General features: G+C 63.7%; 19 protein-coding genes. 9 read left to right on the forward strand and 10 right to left on the reverse strand.

What is annotated here, in order from left to right; all coding sequences use genetic code 11:
- Positions 1-5: 5 nt before the first annotated feature.
- The 3 genes from bhcC to bhcA are packed head-to-tail and all read right to left on the reverse strand — an operon-like array spanning position 6 to position 3,345.
- Positions 6-1,169, reverse strand: a complete 1,164-nt coding sequence (bhcC, locus tag ACOHX0_RS18600; RefSeq protein ID WP_420678659.1) for a 3-hydroxy-D-aspartate aldolase BhcC — start codon at positions 1,167-1,169, stop codon at positions 6-8.
- A 17-nt stretch (positions 1,170-1,186) separates the two neighbouring features.
- Complete coding sequence (gene bhcB / locus ACOHX0_RS18605; protein ID WP_420678660.1) at positions 1,187-2,155, reverse strand: beta-hydroxyaspartate dehydratase BhcB; 969 nt, start codon at positions 2,153-2,155, stop codon at positions 1,187-1,189.
- The gene (bhcA, locus tag ACOHX0_RS18610; protein ID WP_420678661.1) at positions 2,155-3,345 is read right to left on the reverse strand and encodes an L-aspartate--glyoxylate aminotransferase BhcA; all 1,191 of its coding nucleotides are present in this window, start codon (positions 3,343-3,345) and stop codon (positions 2,155-2,157) included. Before bhcA ends, bhcB begins: the two co-directional genes overlap by 1 nt.
- 198 nt (positions 3,346-3,543) lie before the next feature.
- Between bhcA and bhcR the strand changes: the two genes are divergently transcribed.
- Positions 3,544-4,377, forward strand: coding sequence for an HTH-type transcriptional regulator BhcR (gene bhcR / locus ACOHX0_RS18615; RefSeq protein WP_420678663.1), 834 nt, complete (start codon positions 3,544-3,546; stop codon positions 4,375-4,377).
- 27 nt (positions 4,378-4,404) lie between these two features.
- On the opposite strand, the gene ACOHX0_RS18620 is transcribed toward bhcR, so the two are convergent.
- The 7 genes from ACOHX0_RS18620 to ACOHX0_RS18650 form a co-directional block, all read right to left on the reverse strand.
- Complete coding sequence (locus ACOHX0_RS18620) at positions 4,405-5,235, reverse strand: bifunctional allantoicase/(S)-ureidoglycine aminohydrolase (RefSeq protein ID WP_420678664.1); 831 nt, start codon at positions 5,233-5,235, stop codon at positions 4,405-4,407.
- Between the two features lie 125 nt (positions 5,236-5,360).
- Entirely contained in the window at positions 5,361-6,446 is a 1,086-nt protein-coding gene (gene modC / locus ACOHX0_RS18625; RefSeq protein WP_420678665.1) for a molybdenum ABC transporter ATP-binding protein, read from the reverse strand.
- Positions 6,446-7,150 carry a molybdate ABC transporter permease subunit gene (gene modB / locus ACOHX0_RS18630; RefSeq protein WP_420678666.1) on the reverse strand — a complete coding sequence of 235 codons (705 nt, stop codon included), beginning with the start codon at positions 7,148-7,150 and terminating at the stop codon, positions 6,446-6,448. The genes modC and modB overlap by 1 nt, the downstream gene beginning before the upstream one ends.
- Complete coding sequence (gene modA / locus ACOHX0_RS18635; RefSeq protein ID WP_420678667.1) at positions 7,147-7,965, reverse strand: molybdate ABC transporter substrate-binding protein; 819 nt, start codon at positions 7,963-7,965, stop codon at positions 7,147-7,149. The genes modB and modA overlap by 4 nt, the downstream gene beginning before the upstream one ends.
- 138 nt (positions 7,966-8,103) lie before the next feature.
- Positions 8,104-8,661, reverse strand: a complete 558-nt coding sequence (locus tag ACOHX0_RS18640; protein WP_420678668.1) for a chemotaxis protein CheD — start codon at positions 8,659-8,661, stop codon at positions 8,104-8,106.
- Between the two features lie 25 nt (positions 8,662-8,686).
- Complete coding sequence (locus ACOHX0_RS18645; protein ID WP_420678682.1) at positions 8,687-9,628, reverse strand: CheB methylesterase domain-containing protein; 942 nt, start codon at positions 9,626-9,628, stop codon at positions 8,687-8,689.
- 166 nt (positions 9,629-9,794) lie between these two features.
- Positions 9,795-12,167, reverse strand: a complete 2,373-nt coding sequence (locus ACOHX0_RS18650; RefSeq protein WP_420678669.1) for a methyl-accepting chemotaxis protein — start codon at positions 12,165-12,167, stop codon at positions 9,795-9,797.
- A gap of 364 nt (positions 12,168-12,531) precedes the next feature.
- Between ACOHX0_RS18650 and ACOHX0_RS18655 the strand changes: the two genes are divergently transcribed.
- From ACOHX0_RS18655 to ACOHX0_RS18690, 8 genes are all read left to right on the forward strand, one after another.
- Positions 12,532-12,819, forward strand: coding sequence for an STAS domain-containing protein (locus tag ACOHX0_RS18655; protein WP_420678670.1), 288 nt, complete (start codon positions 12,532-12,534; stop codon positions 12,817-12,819).
- Complete coding sequence (locus ACOHX0_RS18660) at positions 12,816-13,190, forward strand: response regulator (protein WP_420678671.1); 375 nt, start codon at positions 12,816-12,818, stop codon at positions 13,188-13,190. The genes ACOHX0_RS18655 and ACOHX0_RS18660 overlap by 4 nt, the downstream gene beginning before the upstream one ends.
- Position 13,191: 1 nt before the next feature.
- Positions 13,192-15,363, forward strand: a complete 2,172-nt coding sequence (locus tag ACOHX0_RS18665; RefSeq protein WP_420678672.1) for a chemotaxis protein CheA — start codon at positions 13,192-13,194, stop codon at positions 15,361-15,363.
- Complete coding sequence (locus ACOHX0_RS18670; RefSeq protein WP_420678673.1) at positions 15,347-15,835, forward strand: chemotaxis protein CheW; 489 nt, start codon at positions 15,347-15,349, stop codon at positions 15,833-15,835. Before ACOHX0_RS18665 ends, ACOHX0_RS18670 begins: the two co-directional genes overlap by 17 nt.
- A complete protein-coding gene (locus ACOHX0_RS18675; protein ID WP_420678675.1) occupies positions 15,832-16,713 on the forward strand; it encodes a CheR family methyltransferase in 882 nt (293 codons plus the stop codon). Before ACOHX0_RS18670 ends, ACOHX0_RS18675 begins: the two co-directional genes overlap by 4 nt.
- Before the next feature lie 16 nt (positions 16,714-16,729).
- Positions 16,730-17,116, forward strand: coding sequence for a response regulator (locus ACOHX0_RS18680; protein WP_420668131.1), 387 nt, complete (start codon positions 16,730-16,732; stop codon positions 17,114-17,116).
- Positions 17,117-17,118: 2 nt separating this feature from the next.
- The gene (locus tag ACOHX0_RS18685; protein ID WP_420678676.1) at positions 17,119-17,445 is read left to right on the forward strand and encodes a hypothetical protein; all 327 of its coding nucleotides are present in this window, start codon (positions 17,119-17,121) and stop codon (positions 17,443-17,445) included.
- Positions 17,446-18,250: 805 nt separating this feature from the next.
- Positions 18,251-18,432: transposase (locus ACOHX0_RS18690; protein ID WP_420678678.1), on the forward strand; the 182-nt coding region annotated here is incomplete at its 3' end.

Consider the following 18,432-nt stretch of genomic DNA (forward strand, 5'->3'; position numbering starts at 1 on the left):
CGTCCTCAGTAAGCCTTGCCGCGGGCCGAGACCGGCCAAACGGTTTCAACCTTGCCGCCGCGCACGCCGACGTACCAGTCGTGCACATTGGCGGTGGGGTCGCAGTGGCCCGGCACCAGCTTCAGCTTCTCGCCAACCTTCAGCACGCCTTCGGGGTCGGCGATCACGCCATGCTCGTCCGAGCACTTGACGTATTCCACATCGTCGCGGCCAAAGATGAAGGGCAGGCCGCTGTCCACGGACTGCGCCTTCAGCCCGGCATCGCAGATCGCCTTGTCGGATTTGGCGTGGCTCATCACCTGGGTGAGTATGAAGAAGGCGTTCTCCCACTCGCCCTGGTCGATACGGTTGCCGTCCTTGTCGAGGATACGGCCATAGTCGGCATCCATGAAGGCGTAGGAGCCGCACTGCAGCTCGTTGTAAACGCCCGAGTTCGACTCGAAGTAGTAGGAGCCGGTGCCGCCGCCAGAGACCAGCTCGCACTCGATGCCTTCAGCCTTCAGCCCCTCGACGGCGTCTTTCACCTGGGCGATGGCGACGTCCAGTTTGGCCTTGCGGTCCTCGTAGCTGTCCATGTGCTGCATCGCGCCCTGGTAGGCCTGGATGCCGCTGAACTTGAGGTTCTCGGCCGCCTGCACCGCTTTGGCTATCTCCACAACGGCCTCGGTGGTGGTCACACCGCAACGGCCTGCGCCGCAGTCGATTTCAACAAAGACTTCCAGCTCGGTGCCGTGCTTCTGCGCCGCCGCCGACAGATCGCTGACGTTGCCGATGTCATCGACGCAGACGATGGTGCGCGCGCCGAGCTTGGGCAGCTGCGCCAGCCGGTCGATCTTCAAGGGATCGCGCACCTGGTTCGACACCAGAATGTCCTTGATGCCGCCGCGGGCAAAGACCTCGGCTTCCGAGACCTTCTGGCAGCAGACGCCCACTGCGCCGCCCAGTTCCTCCTGCAGCTTGGCCACATCCACCGATTTGTGCATCTTGCCGTGCACCCGGTGGCGCATGCCGTGCGCCTTGGCGTAATCGCCCATCTTCTTGATATTGCGCTCCAGCGCGTCCAGATCCAGCACCAGACAGGGGGTCTGGATGTCGGCCTCGTCCATGCCGGGCACCGCCGGGACGTCATAGCCCACGGTGAGTTCGTCGAAATTGGTCTGTGCGTTCATGGTCATGTTCCCCAAAGTCAGCTGTTCATCCAGGGCAGCTTGTCGAGATCGACATTGCCGCCGGTAATGATCACGCCCACGCGTTTCCCCGCGAAGGCTTCCTTGTTTTTCAGAATTATGGCCAGCGGCACCGCGGACGATGGCTCCATCACCACCCGCAGGTGCTTCCAGATCAGCTTCATCGCGTCGATGATTTCGGCGTCCGATGCGGTGTAGATTTCGCTCACGTGGTTAGAGACGAAATGCCAGGTTAGATCCTTCAGCGGCACCAAGAGACCGTCGGCGATGGTCTTGGGCGCGTCATCGGCGATAATGTGCCCTGCCTTGAAGCTGCGGTAGGCATCATCGGCCTGTTCGGGTTCGGCCGCGATCACCTGGGTTTCCGGCGCCAGGGTCGCCAGGGTCAGGCAGGTGCCCGAGATCATGCCGCCGCCGCCGATGGGGGCCACTACCATGTCCAGCCCGCCGGTCTGCTCCACCAGTTCCTTGGCGCAGGTCCCCTGCCCCGCGATCACGCGGGGGTCGTTGTAGGGGTGCACAAAATCGCCGCCGGTTTCTGCCTGCACCTCGGCAAAGGTTTCTTCGCGCGATGAGGTCGAGGGCTCGCATTCGGTGATTTTGCCGCCATAACGGCGCACTGTGTCTTTCTTCGCTTGCGGCGCGGTGCGCGGCATCACCACGTTGCACGGGATACCCCGCAGCATCGCCGCATAAGACAGGCAGGATGCATGGTTGCCCGAAGAATGTGTCGCCACGCCCTTCTTTGCCTGTTCCTCATCCAGCCCGAACACCGCGTTGGTGGCGCCGCGCACCTTGAAGGCGCCCGGCTCCTGGAAGTTTTCGCATTTGAAGAACAGCTGACAGCCCGCCAGCTCGTTGAGGTAGTCCGAGGTGCGGACCGGGGTTTTGCGGATATGCGGTTTGATCCGCTCATGCGCGGCCAGCATGTCCTCGTAAGTTGGGATCTGCATAGCGGTATCCTTCATCACGCAGCGGCCTTGGCGCTGGCGCCATGGCTGCCCCGGTAATAGTCCTGCGCCGCGGCCACACCCGAGCCCAGTTTGATATCAAGGCCAAGGTCGGCCATCACCATCTCGGCGGTGGCAATGCCCGACAGGGTCATCACGTCGGTGAGGCTGCCAAGGTGGCCGATGCGGAACACCTTGCCCGCGACCTCCCCCAGACCGGTGCCGAAGGCGACGCCGTATTTCTCGGCCGCCAGGCTCACCACCTTGTTGGCGTCAAAACCGTCCGGCGTGCGGATGGCGCTGACGCTGTCGGAGTAGACATCCGGGCTGTCTGCGCACAGCTCCAGCCCCCAGGCCTTGACCGCGGCGCGCACGCCTTCGGCAATCCGGTGGTGGCGGGCAAAGACGTTCTCAAGGCCCTCCTCCAGCAGCATATCACAGCTGAGCTTCAGACCGTTCAGCAATCCAACCGCCGGCGTGTAGGGGTAGGCGCTGTTCTCGTAGGATTTTCCCATGTCGCGGATATCGAAGAAGGTGCGCGGCAGGGTGGCGCCGGCCACTGCCTGCTTCGACTTGGGCGAAAACGCGGTGATGGCGAGGCCCGGCGGCAGCATGAAGCCCTTCTGCGAGCCGGCCACGGCGATATCGACGCCCCATTCGTCCATCCGGAAATCCATCGAGGCAATCGAGGAGACGCCATCGACAAACAACAGCGCCGGGTGGCCGGCCGCATCCAGCGCGCGGCGCACGGCGGCAATGTCGGATTTCACGCCCGTCGCAGTCTCGTTATGGGTGGCGAGCACAACCTTGATTTCATGGGACTTGTCGGCGGTGAGGATTTCCTCGTAGCGGTCCGCCGGGATGCCGGCACCCCAGGCGGCTTCGACCACCTGCACGTCCAGACCATGGCGCTGGCACATGTCGATCCAGCGGTGGCTGAACATGCCGTTGCGCGCCGCCAGCACCTTGTCGCCGGCGCAAAGCGTATTGGTGATTGCAGTCTCCCAACCGCCGGTGCCGGTGGACGGGAAGACGAAGATTTCTGCCTGTTCACTCTTCAGCACTTTCTTCACGCCGGCCAAGGCCGGGTGCAGGATCTGGCCGAAAAGCGGCGAGCGGTGGTCCAGCGTCGGCATGTCCACTGCCTTGCGAAGCACTTCGGGCATATTGGTCGGGCCGGGGATGAAAACCGGATTCTGAAAGCTCATAGCGCACCCTCCTGTGGCTGTTTCCTTCACTCTATATCTAGGCCACGCGCAGGGAAATTTTTTTGAAAAAATCTTTCATAACTGCAGAAAACCACCAATTCTCTTTATTATACAACATATTGTCTTTTTTCACTGTACAGAAGTGATTTTCATCAATATCCATAAGCAGCTTATCGTTTTCTTCGTGGAGGCCTGAAAATGCCGCAGCCGCCCCGCCGCAAGGGCCGCCCGAAAAGTTTCGATTCCACCAGCCGCCCGGCTACCATCCAGGCGCTCGACCGGGCGCTGGACGTGCTGGACGCGCTGGCCGGGGCCAGCGGCATGACCCTCACCCAGATCTCGGAGCAGCTCGGCCAGTCCCCGGCCACGATGTACAGGGTGCTGGCGACGCTGGAGGCGCGCCAGATCGTCGAGATGGAGCCGCAGACCCAGACCTGGCACATCGGCGCCATGGCGTTCCGGCTCGGTTCCGCCTTCCTGCGCCGCTCCAGCGTGATCGAACGGGCGCGGCCGGTGATGCGGGAGTTGATGGAGGCCACGGGCGAGACCTCGAACCTCGGCATCGAAAGCGGCGGCGACGTGATGTTCGTGAGCCAGGTTGAGACGCATGAATCGATCCGCGCCTTCTTTCCGCCCGGCACCACTTCCCCGATGCATGCTTCGGGCATCGGCAAGGCGCTGCTCAGCTGTTTTGCGGAAGACCAGCTTACCCGCTTCCTGCGCGGCCGCCAGTTGCAGCAATTCACCACCAAGACGCTCACCGCGCCCGAGGCGCTGCGCGCGGATCTGGCGCAGATCCGCAGCCGCGGATGGTCCTTCGATGACGAGGAGAAAGCACCCGGAATGCGCTGCGTCGCGGCGCCGGTCTACGGGATGCAGGGCGAGGTGCTGGCGGGCATCTCCGTCTCCGGCCCGGCGGCACGGATGCCCGATGCCCGCATCAGCGAAATCGGCGCCCTGGTGAAGGGCGCCGCTGAGAAACTGTCGTTCGGTCTTGGTGCCCCGCTGGCCGATCCCGGCCCGCCCGGCTGACGTGCCGGGCTCTGCCAGCCAGTAGCCTCAGCGCTGCGGGGTCAGCGGCATGTGCCGGTTCACGTCCTTGTAAAGCAGGTAGCGGAACTTGCCCGGACCGCCCGCGTAACACGCCTGCGGGCAGAAGGCGCGCAGCCACATGTAGTCGCCCGCCTCGACCTCGACCCAGTCCTGGTTGAGCCGGTAGACCGCCTTGCCCTCCAGCACGTAGAGCCCGTGTTCCATCACATGGGTTTCGGCAAAGGGGATCACCGCGCCCGGCTCGAAGGTGACGATGGTCACATGCATGTCATGGCGCAGGTCGTTCGGATCGACAAAGCGGGTGGTCGCCCATTTGCCTTCGGTGCCCGGCATCGGCGTCGGGTCGACGCGGTTCTCGTTGGTGACGAAGGCCTCCGGAAGCTCCAGCCCGGCCACTGCCTGATAGGCCTTGCGAACCCAGTGGAACCGGACCGGCGCGGTACCGTTGTTGTGCAGCGCCCATTCCACGTTCGGCGGCAGGTAGGCGTAGCCGCCCTCCTCCATCTCATGCGCGGTGCCGTCGATGATCAGCGTCATGCTGCCGCTCACCACGAACAGCACCGCCTCGGTGCCCGGCTCGGTTTCGGGGCGGTTGCTGCCCCCGCCCGGCTGCACCTCGGCAATATACTGCGAGAAGGTCTCGGCAAAGCCCGACAGCGGCCGCGACAGCACCCAGAAGCGGGACTTGTCCCAGAACGGCAGGAGGCTCGCGACGATATCGCTCATCGTGCCCTTGGGGATCACCGCGTAGGCCTCGGTGAACATGGCGCGGTCGGTCAGCAGCTGCGTTTGCGGCGGCAGGCCGCCTTCCGGAGCGTAGTAGGATCGTTTGGTCATGGCGCAGCCTTGTCTGAATAACATGCTGCCCTCATTGATACCCGGCTTCCGCGCACAACCAACTTATTTCCGTATCAATATTACCTGAAGGATTGTTTTGGTTTTTTTGATATACACTGCCGGCCTCAGCCCTGCCCGCCAATGTCCTCCGGCGCAATGGAGACGGATTTCACAATTGCATGGCACTCCACTCCGGGCGCCAGCCCCAGCGCCCCGGCCGAGCGCCGGGTGACCCGGGCCAGCACCCGGCCCGCAGGTGTCTGCAGCGCTACCATTGTGCCGGGACCCGCGCCGGTGCGGATGTGCTCCACCGTGCCGGGCAGGATATTGAGCGCCGACAGGCCCTCGGGGCGCTGGCGCGACAGGATCACCTCATGCGCGGCAATGCGGACCCGCACCCTGCTGCCCGGCGCTTTGGAGATCTGCGGCAGGAACAGCGCCAGGCCGCCCGCGTCCAGCTCCGTCAGCCCGTCGGCGTGGTGGCGCAGGACCCGCGCCTGCAGCAGGGCCCCTGCCCCGCGCACGCCTGTCGGCAGCACCGTGGAATCCCCCAGCACCTCCGCCGCCGTGCCCTGCCGCTGCACCTTGCCGTCCTGCAGCACCACCACCGTGGTCGCCAGCCGCGCCACTTCCGCGGCGGAGTGGCTGACATAGAGGATGGGAATGCCGCCTTCGTCCCTGAGCCGTTCGAAATAGGGCAGGATCTCCGCCTTGCGGGCCTCGTCCAGCGCCGAGAGCGGCTCATCCGCAAGGATCAGCTGCGGCGCCGACAGCAGCGCGCGGCCAAGCGCCACCCGCTGCCTCTCCCCGCCCGACAACAGTCCCGGTCGGCGGAGCAGAAAATCGCCGATCCCCAGCAGCTCCGTCACCTTTTCCAGACTTTCGCGGCGGGCAGCGCGGGGGGCAAACCACTGGCCGTAAAGCAGGTTCTGCCGCACCGTCAGATGCGGGAACAGCCGCGCCTCCTGGAAGACATAGCCGATCCGGCGCCGGTGCGGCGGCAGCCAGTGTCCGGTTTCCGTGTCAAACAGCGCCTGTCCATCGAGCGCCACCCGCCCAGCATCGGGGCGCATCAGCCCCGCCACCGCGTTGATCACCGTGGTCTTGCCTGCGCCCGAGCGGCCAAACAGCACCGTGACGCCCGGCGGCGCCTCGAACCGGACATCAAGCCCGAAGCCAGGCAACGCGTGGTGCAGCTCCACCGAGAGCATCAGCGCCCCCCCGCCCGCGCCGCCACCCTGCGGGCCAGCCACTCCGACAACACCAGCGCCGTCAGCGCCACCGCAACCGACACCAGCGTCAGGCGGAGTGCCGAAGCCTCGCCGCCCGGCACCTGCAAGAAGGTATAGATCGCCGAGGGCAGTGTCTGCGTCTGCCCTGGGATGCTGGAGACAAAGGTGATGGTGGCGCCAAACTCTCCCATCGCCTTGGCAAAGCCCAGGACCGTGCCCGCGATCACCCCCGGCAGGATCAGCGGCAGCGTCACGGTGGCAAAGACCAGCCCCCGCGGCGCGCCAAGCGTGGCGGCGGCTTGTTCGAGCTTGGGGTCGACAGCCTCGATCGACAGGCGCATCGCGCGCACCATCAGCGGAAACGCCATGATCGCCGCGGCCAGCGCCGCGCCAGTCCAGCGGAAGGCCAGCACGATACCGAATTCCTGCAAAAAGCTGCCCAGCGGCCCCTGGGTCCCAAACAGCAGCAACAGCAGATAGCCGGTCACCACCGGCGGCAGGATCAGAGGCAGATGCACCAGGCTGTTCAGCAGCTGCCTGCCCGGAAACTGCCAGCGTGCGAGGGCGTATGCGGTGCTCAGCGCCAGAGGCAGCGCCGTCAGCGTGGCCCAAAAGGAGACCCGCAGCGACAACGCCACCGCCTGCCACTCCTGAGGTCCAAGCCATGCAGCGAACCCGGTCACTTCGCCAGCACTCCGAAACCGTGGTCTTCGAAGATGCGCCGCGCCTGCGGACCGCGCAGAAAGGTCAGGAAATCTGCCACGACGTCTGTATACCGGCCGGTCACCGGGGCGGCGGGATAGAGGATTGGCGGGTGGCTTTCCGGCGGGAAGCTGTAAACCACGGTCACCGCGTCACTCGCCGCCGCGTCTGTGGCGTAAACGATACCGAAGGGGGCCTCACCCGAGGCGACCAGCGCCAGGGCCGCGCGCACGTTGGCGGCCTGCGCGGTTTTTGGGGCGACCGCATCCCATTGGTCCAGCGATTCAAGTGCCGCCTTGCCATAGATGCCGGCCGGCACGGCATTCGCCAGCGCCATGGCCAGGCGGCCGTCCTGCAGCAAGCCGGTCAGCCCCGGCCCCTGTGCCAGATCAACACGCGGCGCGTCCCTGCCATGGGCGATCAGCACCAGGCGGTTGGTCAGAAGGTCATGCCGCGCCGCGGTCTCGATCAGCCCCTTGGCCTGCAGATGGTCCATCCAGCCCGGGTTGGCGGAGAGGAACACATCAGCCGGCGCACCCAGCCCGATCTGGCGCGCCAGCATCGGCGAGCCGCCGTATGACAGGATAACTTCAGTACCCGTCGTCGCTTCGAACTCTGCGGCAGCGGCATCCAGCGCGGTTTTCAAACTGGCCGCGGCGAATACGGTGACTTCCCCCGCCAGTGCCAATCCGGGAGCGCACAGCAAGAAGAGCCCCAGCGCCAGGCGGGCAAAGCCGCGGCGTCTGGAGCCGCGGCTGATATGGCCCCGGCGGGCCGGGAAAGGCAGCAGGCGCATCGGACCCCGGTCACTTGGTGTGTCCCAAGGAAGTACCGCCGCGCGCGGGCCCGGGCAAACAGATATTTGCTCCCTCGGCCACGGATTGAGAAATGCGATGTGTGCCGGGCGCGCCGCCGCCCGGGCGCAAAAAGCGGATCAGAACAGCGTAACCGCACCTGCCCCTGCGGCCGCGGCAGGCGCCGGTGCCGGACGGGCCGCCGCGCGCTCCTGTTCGCCCAGCCGCCGGTCATCCTTGACCTGGGTCTGCTGTGCACTGCCGGAAACCGCATGGAACCGCACCCGGCGCGCCGAAGTGCCGCCGACGCTCGAGGACACGCAAGGAATGCCCTCGTCGCGCAAGAACCGCTGCACGAATTCCGCATTCGAGGCCCCGATGTCCGAAAGGTTGACCGACATCTTGGCGCCACCGAAAACCTTGGCCTTCAGATTCGCGCGGTTGGCACCTTTCTTCATGATGCCGTTGATCAGCAGTTCCATCGCGTGGATGCCATAGCGCGCGTTGGCGGCCCCTCCCTGACGGGCATTGGCGAGCAGGAAATGGTTCATCCCGCCTACCCCGCTCTCGGCATCGAAAATACAGGCTGCGATACAGGAGCCAAGCACCGTGGAGAATACCGTCCGCTGGTCGGTTGTCACGCGGTATTCCCCTTGCAGCACCGTAACAGTCGTGGAGTTTGTGAAAACAGAAGTCAAAACGGTGATCCTTCCTGCGGTAGATTCAGGCCTTGCAAGCCTGAAGAAGTGTTCCTGCCATCCGCGCCAGCGGCACCTGTTTCTGCGCTGCGCCCATGTCCCAGGCCACCCGCGGCATGCCGTAGACAACCGAGGTCTTTTCGTCCTGGGCAAAGGTCGTTGCCCCTGCCTTGCGCAGCTCCAGAAGACCACGGGCGCCGTCCTGTCCCATGCCGGTGAGAATGGTGGCGACGATGTCCCTTCCATATGGCACGGCAGAAGTGAACAGAGCGTCAACAGAGGGCGTATGGCCGGATATTGCCGGGCCTTCTTTCATCCTTAGGCTGAGCGGCTTGCGCCCGGAAAGCCCAAGGTGACGGCGCTGGCCCGCTGCAACATAGACATGGCCCGGCTCCAGCTTCACCCCGTCCTCGGCAGTGCGCACTTTGGCCGGGCAGATCCGGTCCAGGAGCGACACCAGCCCCTGGCCGAATTTCCGCCCGGTATGCTGCACGATCAGTGTCGGCGGACAATCGAAGGGAAAACCGACAAGGACGCTGCGCAGGGCCTCGACACCGCCGGTGGAGGAGCCGATCAGGATCACTTTCTTGAAGGTCTTGGCCGCCGCTCCGCTGCGCGCCGCCGGGCTGCCGGCAGGGCTATGGCCGCGCCGCGGTGCCTTGACCATCATGTCGAAGTACTGCGCAAATTCCCGCGGATGTGCCGACTTTGTAAGCTCGAAAATACCGGCCCCCCTGTCCAGCAGGGGCGAGGACTTCCGCGCAGGCGTTGCTGCAGGATCATCCATCACCGACACCCAGCGGGTATCTATAGCGGAGAATAGCGCCATCATCATCTCGAATTCGGGCAGCTTGGTGAAGCCGTCCTCGACAAAGGCAAATGCCGGCTGGCCCGCCTCGGCCTGGTTGTAAGCCATCATCAGGTTGTTGGCCAAAAAGACCTTCATGCCGGGATAAGCGGCTTCCATGTGGGTCTGCAGCGACCGGGCAAAGGTCCGGTCGGTGGTAATGATCAATAGGCTGAGAGAAGACAATGGGTTCCCCAATTATCGCTGTGCGCGGCACGTGACGCCCGCGCAGGTTGCCAGAGTCTGGAAGGCGCCACCCCGCGGCGGCGCCTTCCGGATTTTCTTGTCAAAAGTCCTGCCAAAGTTCGCGGGCGGCATTGCCCCGGGCCGCAGAGGCGGCGGCGGGAGCAGGACTTGCCTCGACCTCCCAGCTGTCCCCGCCGTGGGCGGTGGGGACAGAGGGAGCGGGACTCGCCTGCGCCTTCGGTTTGGGCGCCGGCGCTAAGGCCCCTGCCGTGCCGCCGCCGATCCGGAAATGCGCCACCAGCTCGGCCAGCTTGCTGGCATCGCTGTTCAGCAAGTGGCCGGCCGCAGTCGACTGTTCCACCATGGCCGCGTTCTGCTGGGTCACCTGGTCCAGCTGGGACATGCCGGTGTTGATCTCTCCCAAACCGGTGGACTGCTCGGCAGCGCCTTCGGCGATGCCTGACACCAGCTGCGAGATATGGCTGACTTGGGCGACGATGCTTTGCAGCGCCTCGCCGGTCTTGCCGACAAGATCGACGCCGCGCTCCACCTGTTTCGAGCTGTCGCCGATCAGCGTCTTGATCTCCATTGCCGCATCGGAGGATCGCTGCGCCAGCGCACGCACCTCGCTTGCGACGACGGCGAAGCCCTTGCCCGCCTCGCCCGCGCGCGCGGCCTCGACCCCTGCGTTCAGGGCAAGCAGGTTGGTCTGGAAGGCGATGTCGTCGATCACGCTGATGATCTGCGAGATATGTTTCGACGATTGCTCGATCTCCGTCATCGCCGCGACCGCATTCTGCACAATCTCGCCGCTGGTCTCCGCCTCGGCCTTGGCCTCCCCCATGGTCGCTTCAACCGAACGAGCACCCTCGGCGGCGGATTTGACGCTGGCCGTCAGCTCGTCCAGCGCAGCGGCGGTTTCTTCCAGGGTGGCCGCCTGGCTTTCGGTGCGGTTCGACAGGTCGTCCGAGGCTTGGCTGATCTCGGCGGCGCCGTTGCGGATGCTGCCAGCTGCCTCGACCACCTGCACCACGGTGCCGTTCAGGGTTTCCACTGTGCGGTTGAAATCATGGCGCAGCTGCTCGTGATCGTCGGAGAAACGCGCCCGGATCGGTTCCGAAAAATCGCCTGCGGCCAGCCGGACCAGACCGGCAGAGAGGCTCTCCACTACCATCTGCTGCTCCCGCTGCTGCTCCGCGCGCGCTTCCTCGGCCTCGCGGGCCTGGCGCAGGTCGGCCTGCATGCTGACCAGCGTCTTGCCGATCTTGCCGATCTCATCCGGGCGGCTGGCTGCAGCGACTTCGGTTTCCAGATTGCCGGAGGAGACCGCTTCCATATCCGTGCAGATACGGTCGATCGGCCGGGTGACCGAGCGGGCGAACAGCCAACCCAGGAGCGACATCGCGGCAGCGCAGAAAACAGAGACTGCAAGCAGCAGGTTACGGTCCTTCGCCACCGGCGCCATCAACTCGTCCCAGTCCTGTTCGGCAATGATGGCCCACTCGGCAAATGCGGTCTTGAGCGGTGCCGAGAAGGCCAGAACGGTCTGCCCGTTGAGCCCTTCAGCCTGCTCCATGATATGCGACTTGCCGTCGAAGGCATTGACCACTTGCTCCGTCTCCGGCAGCGGCGCCAGCACCTCGAAACCGCCTTCCTTGCGTGCAGGTGTGCGCGCCAGAAGGTCGGGGCCTGCGATATAGATTTGAGTGGTTTCGCCGAGCCCTTCGGCGTTGTTGACGATATCGGCCAGAAGATTGACCGGCAGCTGCACCGCAAGCACGCCCACGGTCAAGTTGGCGTCATTCACAACCGGCGCGGCCGCAAAGCCGGCGGCAGCGCCATTGCTGGGCGCATAAGGGCTGAGATCGGCAAAGAACACTTCGCCCCGGCTGCCTTCGACGGCCTGCCGGTAGACCGCGCCCAGCCCGGTATCCTTGTAGGGGCCGCTGATCATGTTGGTGCCGAAGTCGCTCTCCTTGAACACGGAATAGACGACATCGCCCGCCAGGTTGATGAGGAAGGCATCATAGTAGCCTTTGGACTCGATCAGCGCCTTGTAGGCGGGGTGGAAGCTTTCGTGGTGCATGTGGTAGGGCGATTCGCCCGCCGCCCGCGCCAGCAGATGTTTCTGGCCGGCGGGGTTAGGATTGTCGTCGATATAGGCCTTGCGCAGCACCGCGCCGGGATCACCGTCCAACCCGTTCCAGGTCATCGTGAGCCATTCGACCGCGGTGGCGGTCGAGGGCACCGCAGCCAGCGTTTGAACGTCAGCGTGGATACCGTCCAGAAGCTTCTGGACCGAATATTTCCGGTCGGCAACCATCGAGTTGAACTGGTTTTCGGCGTTTTCCACCGCGCTCCGCTGGAAACTGATGGTGGCGACGGTGACCAGAATCACTGTCAGCAACACGCCAAACCCAACCACGAATAATGGCAGCTTATGTGCCAGCTTAAGCGAAGTAAGCGCTTTCATTCCGTCCTCCTGAGGGATTGCGGTCTAGGCTTCCGCAAAATCAATGGCCACGACCATGCCCCGCAGGAGTTAATTTGCCGCTTACGGAGGCGGTTTTTTGCCGCGCTTTCCCTCAAAACCGCCCGGGTGAAGCGCGGTTGCCGCCCCAAGGGCAAGGCCGCGCAGAGGGCGGGCGGACGATTTCTCAGGCGCTGCTCGAAACGTCTAAAATTGGCAATGTTTGCCGCGCGGCTTTGGCCCGCGCTGTCCTTATAAATGCATCCGGGCAAGTTCTGGCGGCAATCAAATATTAAGGCCCCCGCCCTAAGAATTTGAGCATCGAACTCGAACTGATCGCCGACAACGGGGGTGCGAATCGCCGAATATGAGCACGGAAACGCAACATCACCTTTTGGACTTGCCGAATGCATTCGCGGAACTCGATCCGCTGATCGCCTTCCTGCAGGAGGCCCGCACCCAGCCGGTCGAAATCAGCTGCAAGAACACCGCGGTCATGCCCTCGCGCTGCCTGCAGCTGCTGCTAGGCGCGGAACAGCAGTGGCGGTCCGAGGGGGTGGGCTTTGCGGTCACCAACGTGACCGAATCCTGCCGCAAGTCCCTGAAACTTCTGGGGCTGGAGCCAAACCGATTTGAAGACGAGGATACAGCATGAAGACCAAAGTCCTGGCTATCGACGATTCCCGCACGATCCGGAATCTGCTCGCCGCGACCCTGGAGGAAGCCGGGTTCGAATATCACTGTGCCGTGGACGGCCGTGAAGGCGTGGACATGTACCCCGGCCTCGCCCCGGATGTCGTGATTACCGACATCAACATGCCCAACCTCGACGGCTTTGGCGTGATCGAGGAGCTGCGCGGCGACGGCATCAATTCCAAGGTGCCGATCCTGGTGCTGACCACTGAAAGCGCGCCGGAGATGAAAGCCCGCGCCCGCAACGCCGGCGCCACTGGCTGGATTACCAAACCGTTCGACGACGCTTCGCTGATCTTTGCGCTGAAGCGGGTCACCGGAGCCGCGGCCTGAGATGTCGGGGTCGATTCAGGATACCTTCTTTGAGGAGTGCGAAGAACTCCTTGAAGCAACGGATGAGGGTTTGACCGCCATCGAAGGAGGCGATCATAACCCCGAGGTGGTCAATGCGATCTTCCGCGCTGTGCACTCGATCAAGGGTGGCGCGGGGGCATTTGGCCTGGAAGATCTGGTGGCTTTTGCGCACCGGTTCGAAACCGTCTTTGACGAAGTGCGCTCGAACCGGCTGGAGCTGGACGAGAAGCTGATTCAGCTGCTGCTGCGCGCCAGCGACCACTTGTCGGCGCTGGTCGAAGTGGCCCGCGACGGCGGCCAGGTCGACGAGGCGCATCACGATGTGCTGCTGGCGGCGCTGGACGAATACATCCCGGAGGAAGAGGAAGATCTCACCTTCGAGCCAATGGGGCTCGGCGGCCCGGTTGACTTGCCCGACCTCGGCGGCCCGGCCGCACCCAAGGAGGAAACCTACCGGATCCGCTTCCATCCCCTGAAGGACATGTATGGCACCGGCAACGAGCCCTTCTTCCTGTTCCAGGCTCTGCAGGACATGGGCGAGCTGACCGTTGAACTGGACGAATCCGAACTGCCGGGTTTCGACGCTATGGATCCGGGCGAGAGCTATCTGGCCTGGAACATCGTTCTGGTCACCTCCGAGCCGCGGTCCGTGGTGGAAGCGGTATTCGAATTTGTCGAAGGCCTGTGTGAGCTGTCCATCGAGGGCGACGGAGACGCTGAGGCGGAAGCCAATGCCATTGCCACGCTGGATGCGATGTTCGGCACGCCGGACGACAGCAGCGGAGACGCATCCGCCGCCCCTTTTGACCCGCCGGCCCCCGCAGCAGTACCCGACGCCGCCCCGGCTCCGGTCCCGGCCGGTGACAAAGGCGGAGACAAGGGCGGTGACAAGGCCGCAGGCCAGAAGGCTGAAAGCGGCCGCCAGGAGCAGCGCGGCCCCAAGCCGACGCTGCGCGTCGAGCTCGAGCGGGTGGACCGGCTGATCAACGCAGTCGGTGAGCTGATCATCAACCACTCGATGCTGGCGCAGCAAATTGCCAATCTCAACGTCTCCGATACCAGGGATGTCGAAACCGAGCTGGAAGGGTTCAAGAACCTGGCCCGCGATATCCAAGAAGGCGTGATGTCGATCCGCGCGCAGCCGGTGAAACCGCTGTTCCAGCGCATGGCACGCATCGTGCGCGAAGCCTCGGCGGCAACCGGCAAGACCGCAAAGCTGATCACCGAGGGCGAAGCCACGGAAGTCGACAAGACGGTGATCGAACGGCTGTCCGACCCGCTGACGCACATCCTGCGCAACGCGGTCGACCACGGTATCGAAAAACCTGAAGGCCGTGCGGAAGCGGGCAAATCCTCTACCGGGGAAATCCGCCTCTCGGCCTCGCACCGCTCGGGCAGCGTCTGCATCGAGATCAAGGACGACGGTGCCGGCGTGAACCGCCAGAAGGTGAAGGAAATCGCCATCGAAAAGGGGCTGATCCCGGAGAACGCCGAACTTACTGACAACGAGATCGACAACCTTTTGTTCCTGCCCGGTTTCTCGACCGCCAAGGAAGTCTCTAACCTTTCCGGCCGCGGCGTCGGCATGGACGTTGTGAAAAACGCGGTGACAGGTCTTGGCGGCCGCATCAACATCACCTCGAACCCGGGAAAGGGGTCGACCTTCACCATCATTCTGCCCCTGACCCTGGCGGTGATGGACGGCATGGTGGTGTCGGTGGCCGATCAGACCATGGTGGTGCCGATCACCTCGATCGTGGAGACGATGCGCGGCAGCGACGACATGATCAACAGCCTTGGCGCTGACGGCACCTTGCTGTCGATCCGCGGCAATTTCGTGCCGATCTGCGATGTGGCCGGCGCGCTTGGCCTTTACCGAGAAAGCGGCGGCCTGGGCGGTGTCTACCTCCTGGTGGAAACCGAAACCGGCCAGCGCTGCGCCCTGGCAGTGGACGACATCCACGACCAGCGCCAGGTAGTCATCAAGAGCCTCGACGGCGTCTGCGGCGAGATCCCCGGGGTCGCGGCGGCCACCATCCTGGGGGATGGCAAAATCGCCATGATCCTGGACCCGGAAAGCATCATTGCGGCCTCGCCAACGGCGGCCGCCTTTGACACCGAGCGGAGAATGAGCAATGCAATCGCAAGCTGAACTTAAGCAGACTGATCACGAAGTCAAACACGCCGAACAAAGCGAGTTTGTCAGCTTTACGGTGGCGGGGCAGGCATTTTGCCTGAAAATCACCCAAATCCGCGAAATCCGCCGCTGGTCGCCGGTCACCATCCTGCCGCATGCCCCGGCCGATGTGCTGGGGGTGATGAACCTGCGCGGCGCGGTGATCCCGATATACGACCTGTCGGCGCGCTTCGGACTGGAGCAGACCGAAGCCAGCGAGCGCAACGTGGTGATCGTGGTGTCGGTGCATGGCAAGCCGGTTGGCCTGCTGGCGGAATCGGTGTCCGAGATCATCTCGATCAACCCTGGCGACATCCAGGAAACCCCGCCGGTCGACAGCCGCAACACCATGGAATACATCCAGGGCATCATCTCGCATGATGACACGATGGTGCGCATCATTAACCTGGATGCAGTTATCTCGGCTCCGGAGCAGGTGATGCTGTGAGCGTAGAAGACCCCATTGCTCCCCAGGCAGATGGCTTTTCGCTGTCCGACCAGGAATTCGAGGCCATTGCGCAATATGCGCACCGGCACTTCGGCCTGGCGATGGCGAAAAGCAAGAAGCCGCTGGTTTCCTCGCGGCTGGCGCGCAAGCTCCGGCAGCGCAACATCACGGATTTCAAGGAGTATCTCAAGAGTCTTGACGGGCCGAACGCGGAGGAGGAGCGCAGCGGTCTGCTTTCGCTGCTGACCACGAACGTCACCCATTTTTTCCGGGAACCGCATCATTTCGAGACGCTGCGAAACGACGTGCTGCCGCCGCTGATCGAACAGGCGCGGCGCGGCGGGCGGGTGCGGTTGTGGTCGGCGGGCTGTTCCAACGGGCAGGAGCCCTACTCGATCGCGATGACCGTGCTGAGCCTCTGTCCGGAAGCGGCGAAGCTCGACTTCAAGATCCTGGGCACCGATATCGACCCGGTGGTGGTGCGCAAGGCCCAGGCCGCTCAGTACCCCGAGGACGAGCTGGCGCAGATCGACCCGGCCTATCGCAAGCTGCTGCCCGCGCGCGACGCGGACGGCCGTTTCCCCGAGAGCCTGCGCAAGATGATCACCTTCGGCGTGCTCAATCTGATCGAGCCATTCCCGTTCAAGGGCAAGTTTGACGCTATCTTCTGCCGCAACGTGGCGATCTACTTCGACAACCCGACCCAGCAGAAGGTCTGGCAAGCCTTTCAGAAATCCCTGAACCCGGGCGGCTACCTCTTCATTGGCCACTCCGAACGGATGTCGGGGCCCGCAGCGCAAAGCCTGAAGACGGCCGGGATCACGACCTACATCAACGCACTCTCCGGCCGGGGCTCCCCGGGCGGGCCTGCAAGCTGAGCAGAAGGAAAATAAAATGAGCTTGAAAGACTCTCTCCGTGTCATGGTTGTGGATGATATGTCGACAAGCCGCGGCATTCTCACCCAGTGCCTGGATGAGATCGGCATCAAGAACTACATGGTGGAAAACAACGGCCAGTCGGCTTTTCAGAAACTGGCCGCGACCCCCGTGCACCTCGTACTGTCGGATTACAACATGCCGGGCATGGACGGTCTTGGCCTCCTGCAGGCGCTGCGCGGTCATCAGGTCACCCAGCGGGTCGGCTTCATCCTTGTTACCGGCAAGCCAACGCCGGAGATCATCGAAGTGGGCAAAAAGCTGGGTCTGAACAACATCATCCGCAAGCCCTTCACCGTGGCCACGATGAAACAGGCGATCGAACAAGTCGTCGGGCGGCTTTAATCATGGAGCGCCCCGGCAAAGCCCTCAGCGAACTCTGCGCCGCATCGGCGTGGGAAATGCGGCAGCTGCGCACGCAGATCCAGGCGCTCGAGGACGTCGTCCTCGACGTGCTGGAGCGCGGCACCGCCCCCACCAGCCAGGAACTGCGTGCCTTGCAGGATTTCGATTTGGTAATTCAGACCTTGGCGGGCTTGTCCGGCTTCTTCGAACGGGTCCAAGATCAGGTCGACCAGTCGGGGCCAGCCGACCTTCCCTCGGCGGCTGACGGGGTTACGCTGGAAAAGCTGCGCGAACGGCTGCAATCGGCCGGCAGCATGGCCGGCGCTTGAGATTTCCGGCACCGCGCGCAAGGCCGCGCGGTGCCGACCTGACAGCAGCAACCTTCTTTCAGGCCCTGCTCGTTTCCCGGGCTGCAACCAAGCCACGCCAGCAAAATCGCTCTGCCGGACCGGACATGCGGCTGGGATGCAGATAGCGCTATTTCTGGCGGTTTTCCTCTGGCCGCGGCCGGGAGGGCGCAGGCCTTAAGCGACAGGATCGCCCTGATCGCCGGATTGCCCAACTACCAGTATCTGCCGCCGCTGGAACAACACGGAAGACGGTGCCGGAATATAGGCTCGGACCCAGAAGGAGATTGGCCATGTGGCCAGCCTGGCATTTTGCGGGGCTCAGCAATGACGCGTGACTTCCCGTTTCTCCAGCGGCTCCAGGCCATCCAAACGAGCCTTCGGGGCCGGTAGCCGAGAAGCGTTAATGCGTGCGGTCCGGATGCGGTGGCCGGTTCGTCGTTTTCAGAACGCGCTTCCGTACTGCCGCGCGGCCTGCAGGATACCACCGCCGGCCATTCCGGCCGGGCTATCTTCTCTCGAAGGGCGCACCTTCTTGCGAATGGGTATCTTCGCAATGGTCTTGCATTTAATGAATGGCACTCTCGCAGCAGCGGGTATCACAAGCGCTGTCCATGGTGACGGCACCGACCTGCCCGGCCTCTGGCAATTGCTCAAGCAGTTTTGGCAGCGCTGGGTTGCCTCCGCAGAAGCTGCGTGGATTGCCGCGGTTTGGCTTTCGCTAGGGTCAGGACCCATTGATTTTCGGCTATCGGTATGATTCACGGCTCGAAAACGAGCGGTGACCATGTCTGATCTTTTCTGGCTAACTGACGCGCAGATGGCGCGCCTTGAGCCTTTCTTCCCCAAGTCCCACGGCAAGCCACGCGTTGATGACAGGCGGGTGTTGAGCGGGATTATCTTCATCAATCGCAATGGCTTAAGATGGCGTGACGCACCCGCTGCCTATGGCCCGCACAAGACGCTGTA

It is taken from the genome of Cribrihabitans pelagius, from assembly GCF_048820915.1.
Classification (GTDB): domain Bacteria; phylum Pseudomonadota; class Alphaproteobacteria; order Rhodobacterales; family Rhodobacteraceae; genus Cribrihabitans_A; species Cribrihabitans_A pelagius.

Bases quoted from the DNA above. Each gene is read 5' to 3' on its own strand.
- ACOHX0_RS18660 (WP_420678671.1), top strand. From the start codon at position 12,816: ATGAAGACCAAAGTCCTGGCTATCGACGATTCCCGCACGATCCGGAAT.
- bhcB (WP_420678660.1), bottom strand. From the start codon at position 2,155: ATGAAGGATACCGCTATGCAGATCCCAACTTACGAGGACATGCTGGCC.
- ACOHX0_RS18650 (WP_420678669.1), bottom strand. From the start codon at position 12,167: ATGAAAGCGCTTACTTCGCTTAAGCTGGCACATAAGCTGCCATTATTC.
- ACOHX0_RS18685 (WP_420678676.1), top strand. From the start codon at position 17,119: ATGGAGCGCCCCGGCAAAGCCCTCAGCGAACTCTGCGCCGCATCGGCG.
- ACOHX0_RS18655 (WP_420678670.1), top strand. From the start codon at position 12,532: ATGAGCACGGAAACGCAACATCACCTTTTGGACTTGCCGAATGCATTC.
- ACOHX0_RS18665 (WP_420678672.1), top strand. From the start codon at position 13,192: ATGTCGGGGTCGATTCAGGATACCTTCTTTGAGGAGTGCGAAGAACTC.
- ACOHX0_RS18645 (WP_420678682.1), bottom strand. From the start codon at position 9,628: ATGGAAGCCGCTTATCCCGGCATGAAGGTCTTTTTGGCCAACAACCTG.
- modC (WP_420678665.1), bottom strand. From the start codon at position 6,446: ATGCTCTCGGTGGAGCTGCACCACGCGTTGCCTGGCTTCGGGCTTGAT.
- bhcC (WP_420678659.1), bottom strand. From the start codon at position 1,169: ATGAACGCACAGACCAATTTCGACGAACTCACCGTGGGCTATGACGTC.
- ACOHX0_RS18620 (WP_420678664.1), bottom strand. From the start codon at position 5,235: ATGACCAAACGATCCTACTACGCTCCGGAAGGCGGCCTGCCGCCGCAA.
- ACOHX0_RS18680 (WP_420668131.1), top strand. From the start codon at position 16,730: ATGAGCTTGAAAGACTCTCTCCGTGTCATGGTTGTGGATGATATGTCG.
- ACOHX0_RS18670 (WP_420678673.1), top strand. From the start codon at position 15,347: ATGCAATCGCAAGCTGAACTTAAGCAGACTGATCACGAAGTCAAACAC.
- modA (WP_420678667.1), bottom strand. From the start codon at position 7,965: ATGCGCCTGCTGCCTTTCCCGGCCCGCCGGGGCCATATCAGCCGCGGC.
- bhcR (WP_420678663.1), top strand. From the start codon at position 3,544: ATGCCGCAGCCGCCCCGCCGCAAGGGCCGCCCGAAAAGTTTCGATTCC.
- bhcA (WP_420678661.1), bottom strand. From the start codon at position 3,345: ATGAGCTTTCAGAATCCGGTTTTCATCCCCGGCCCGACCAATATGCCC.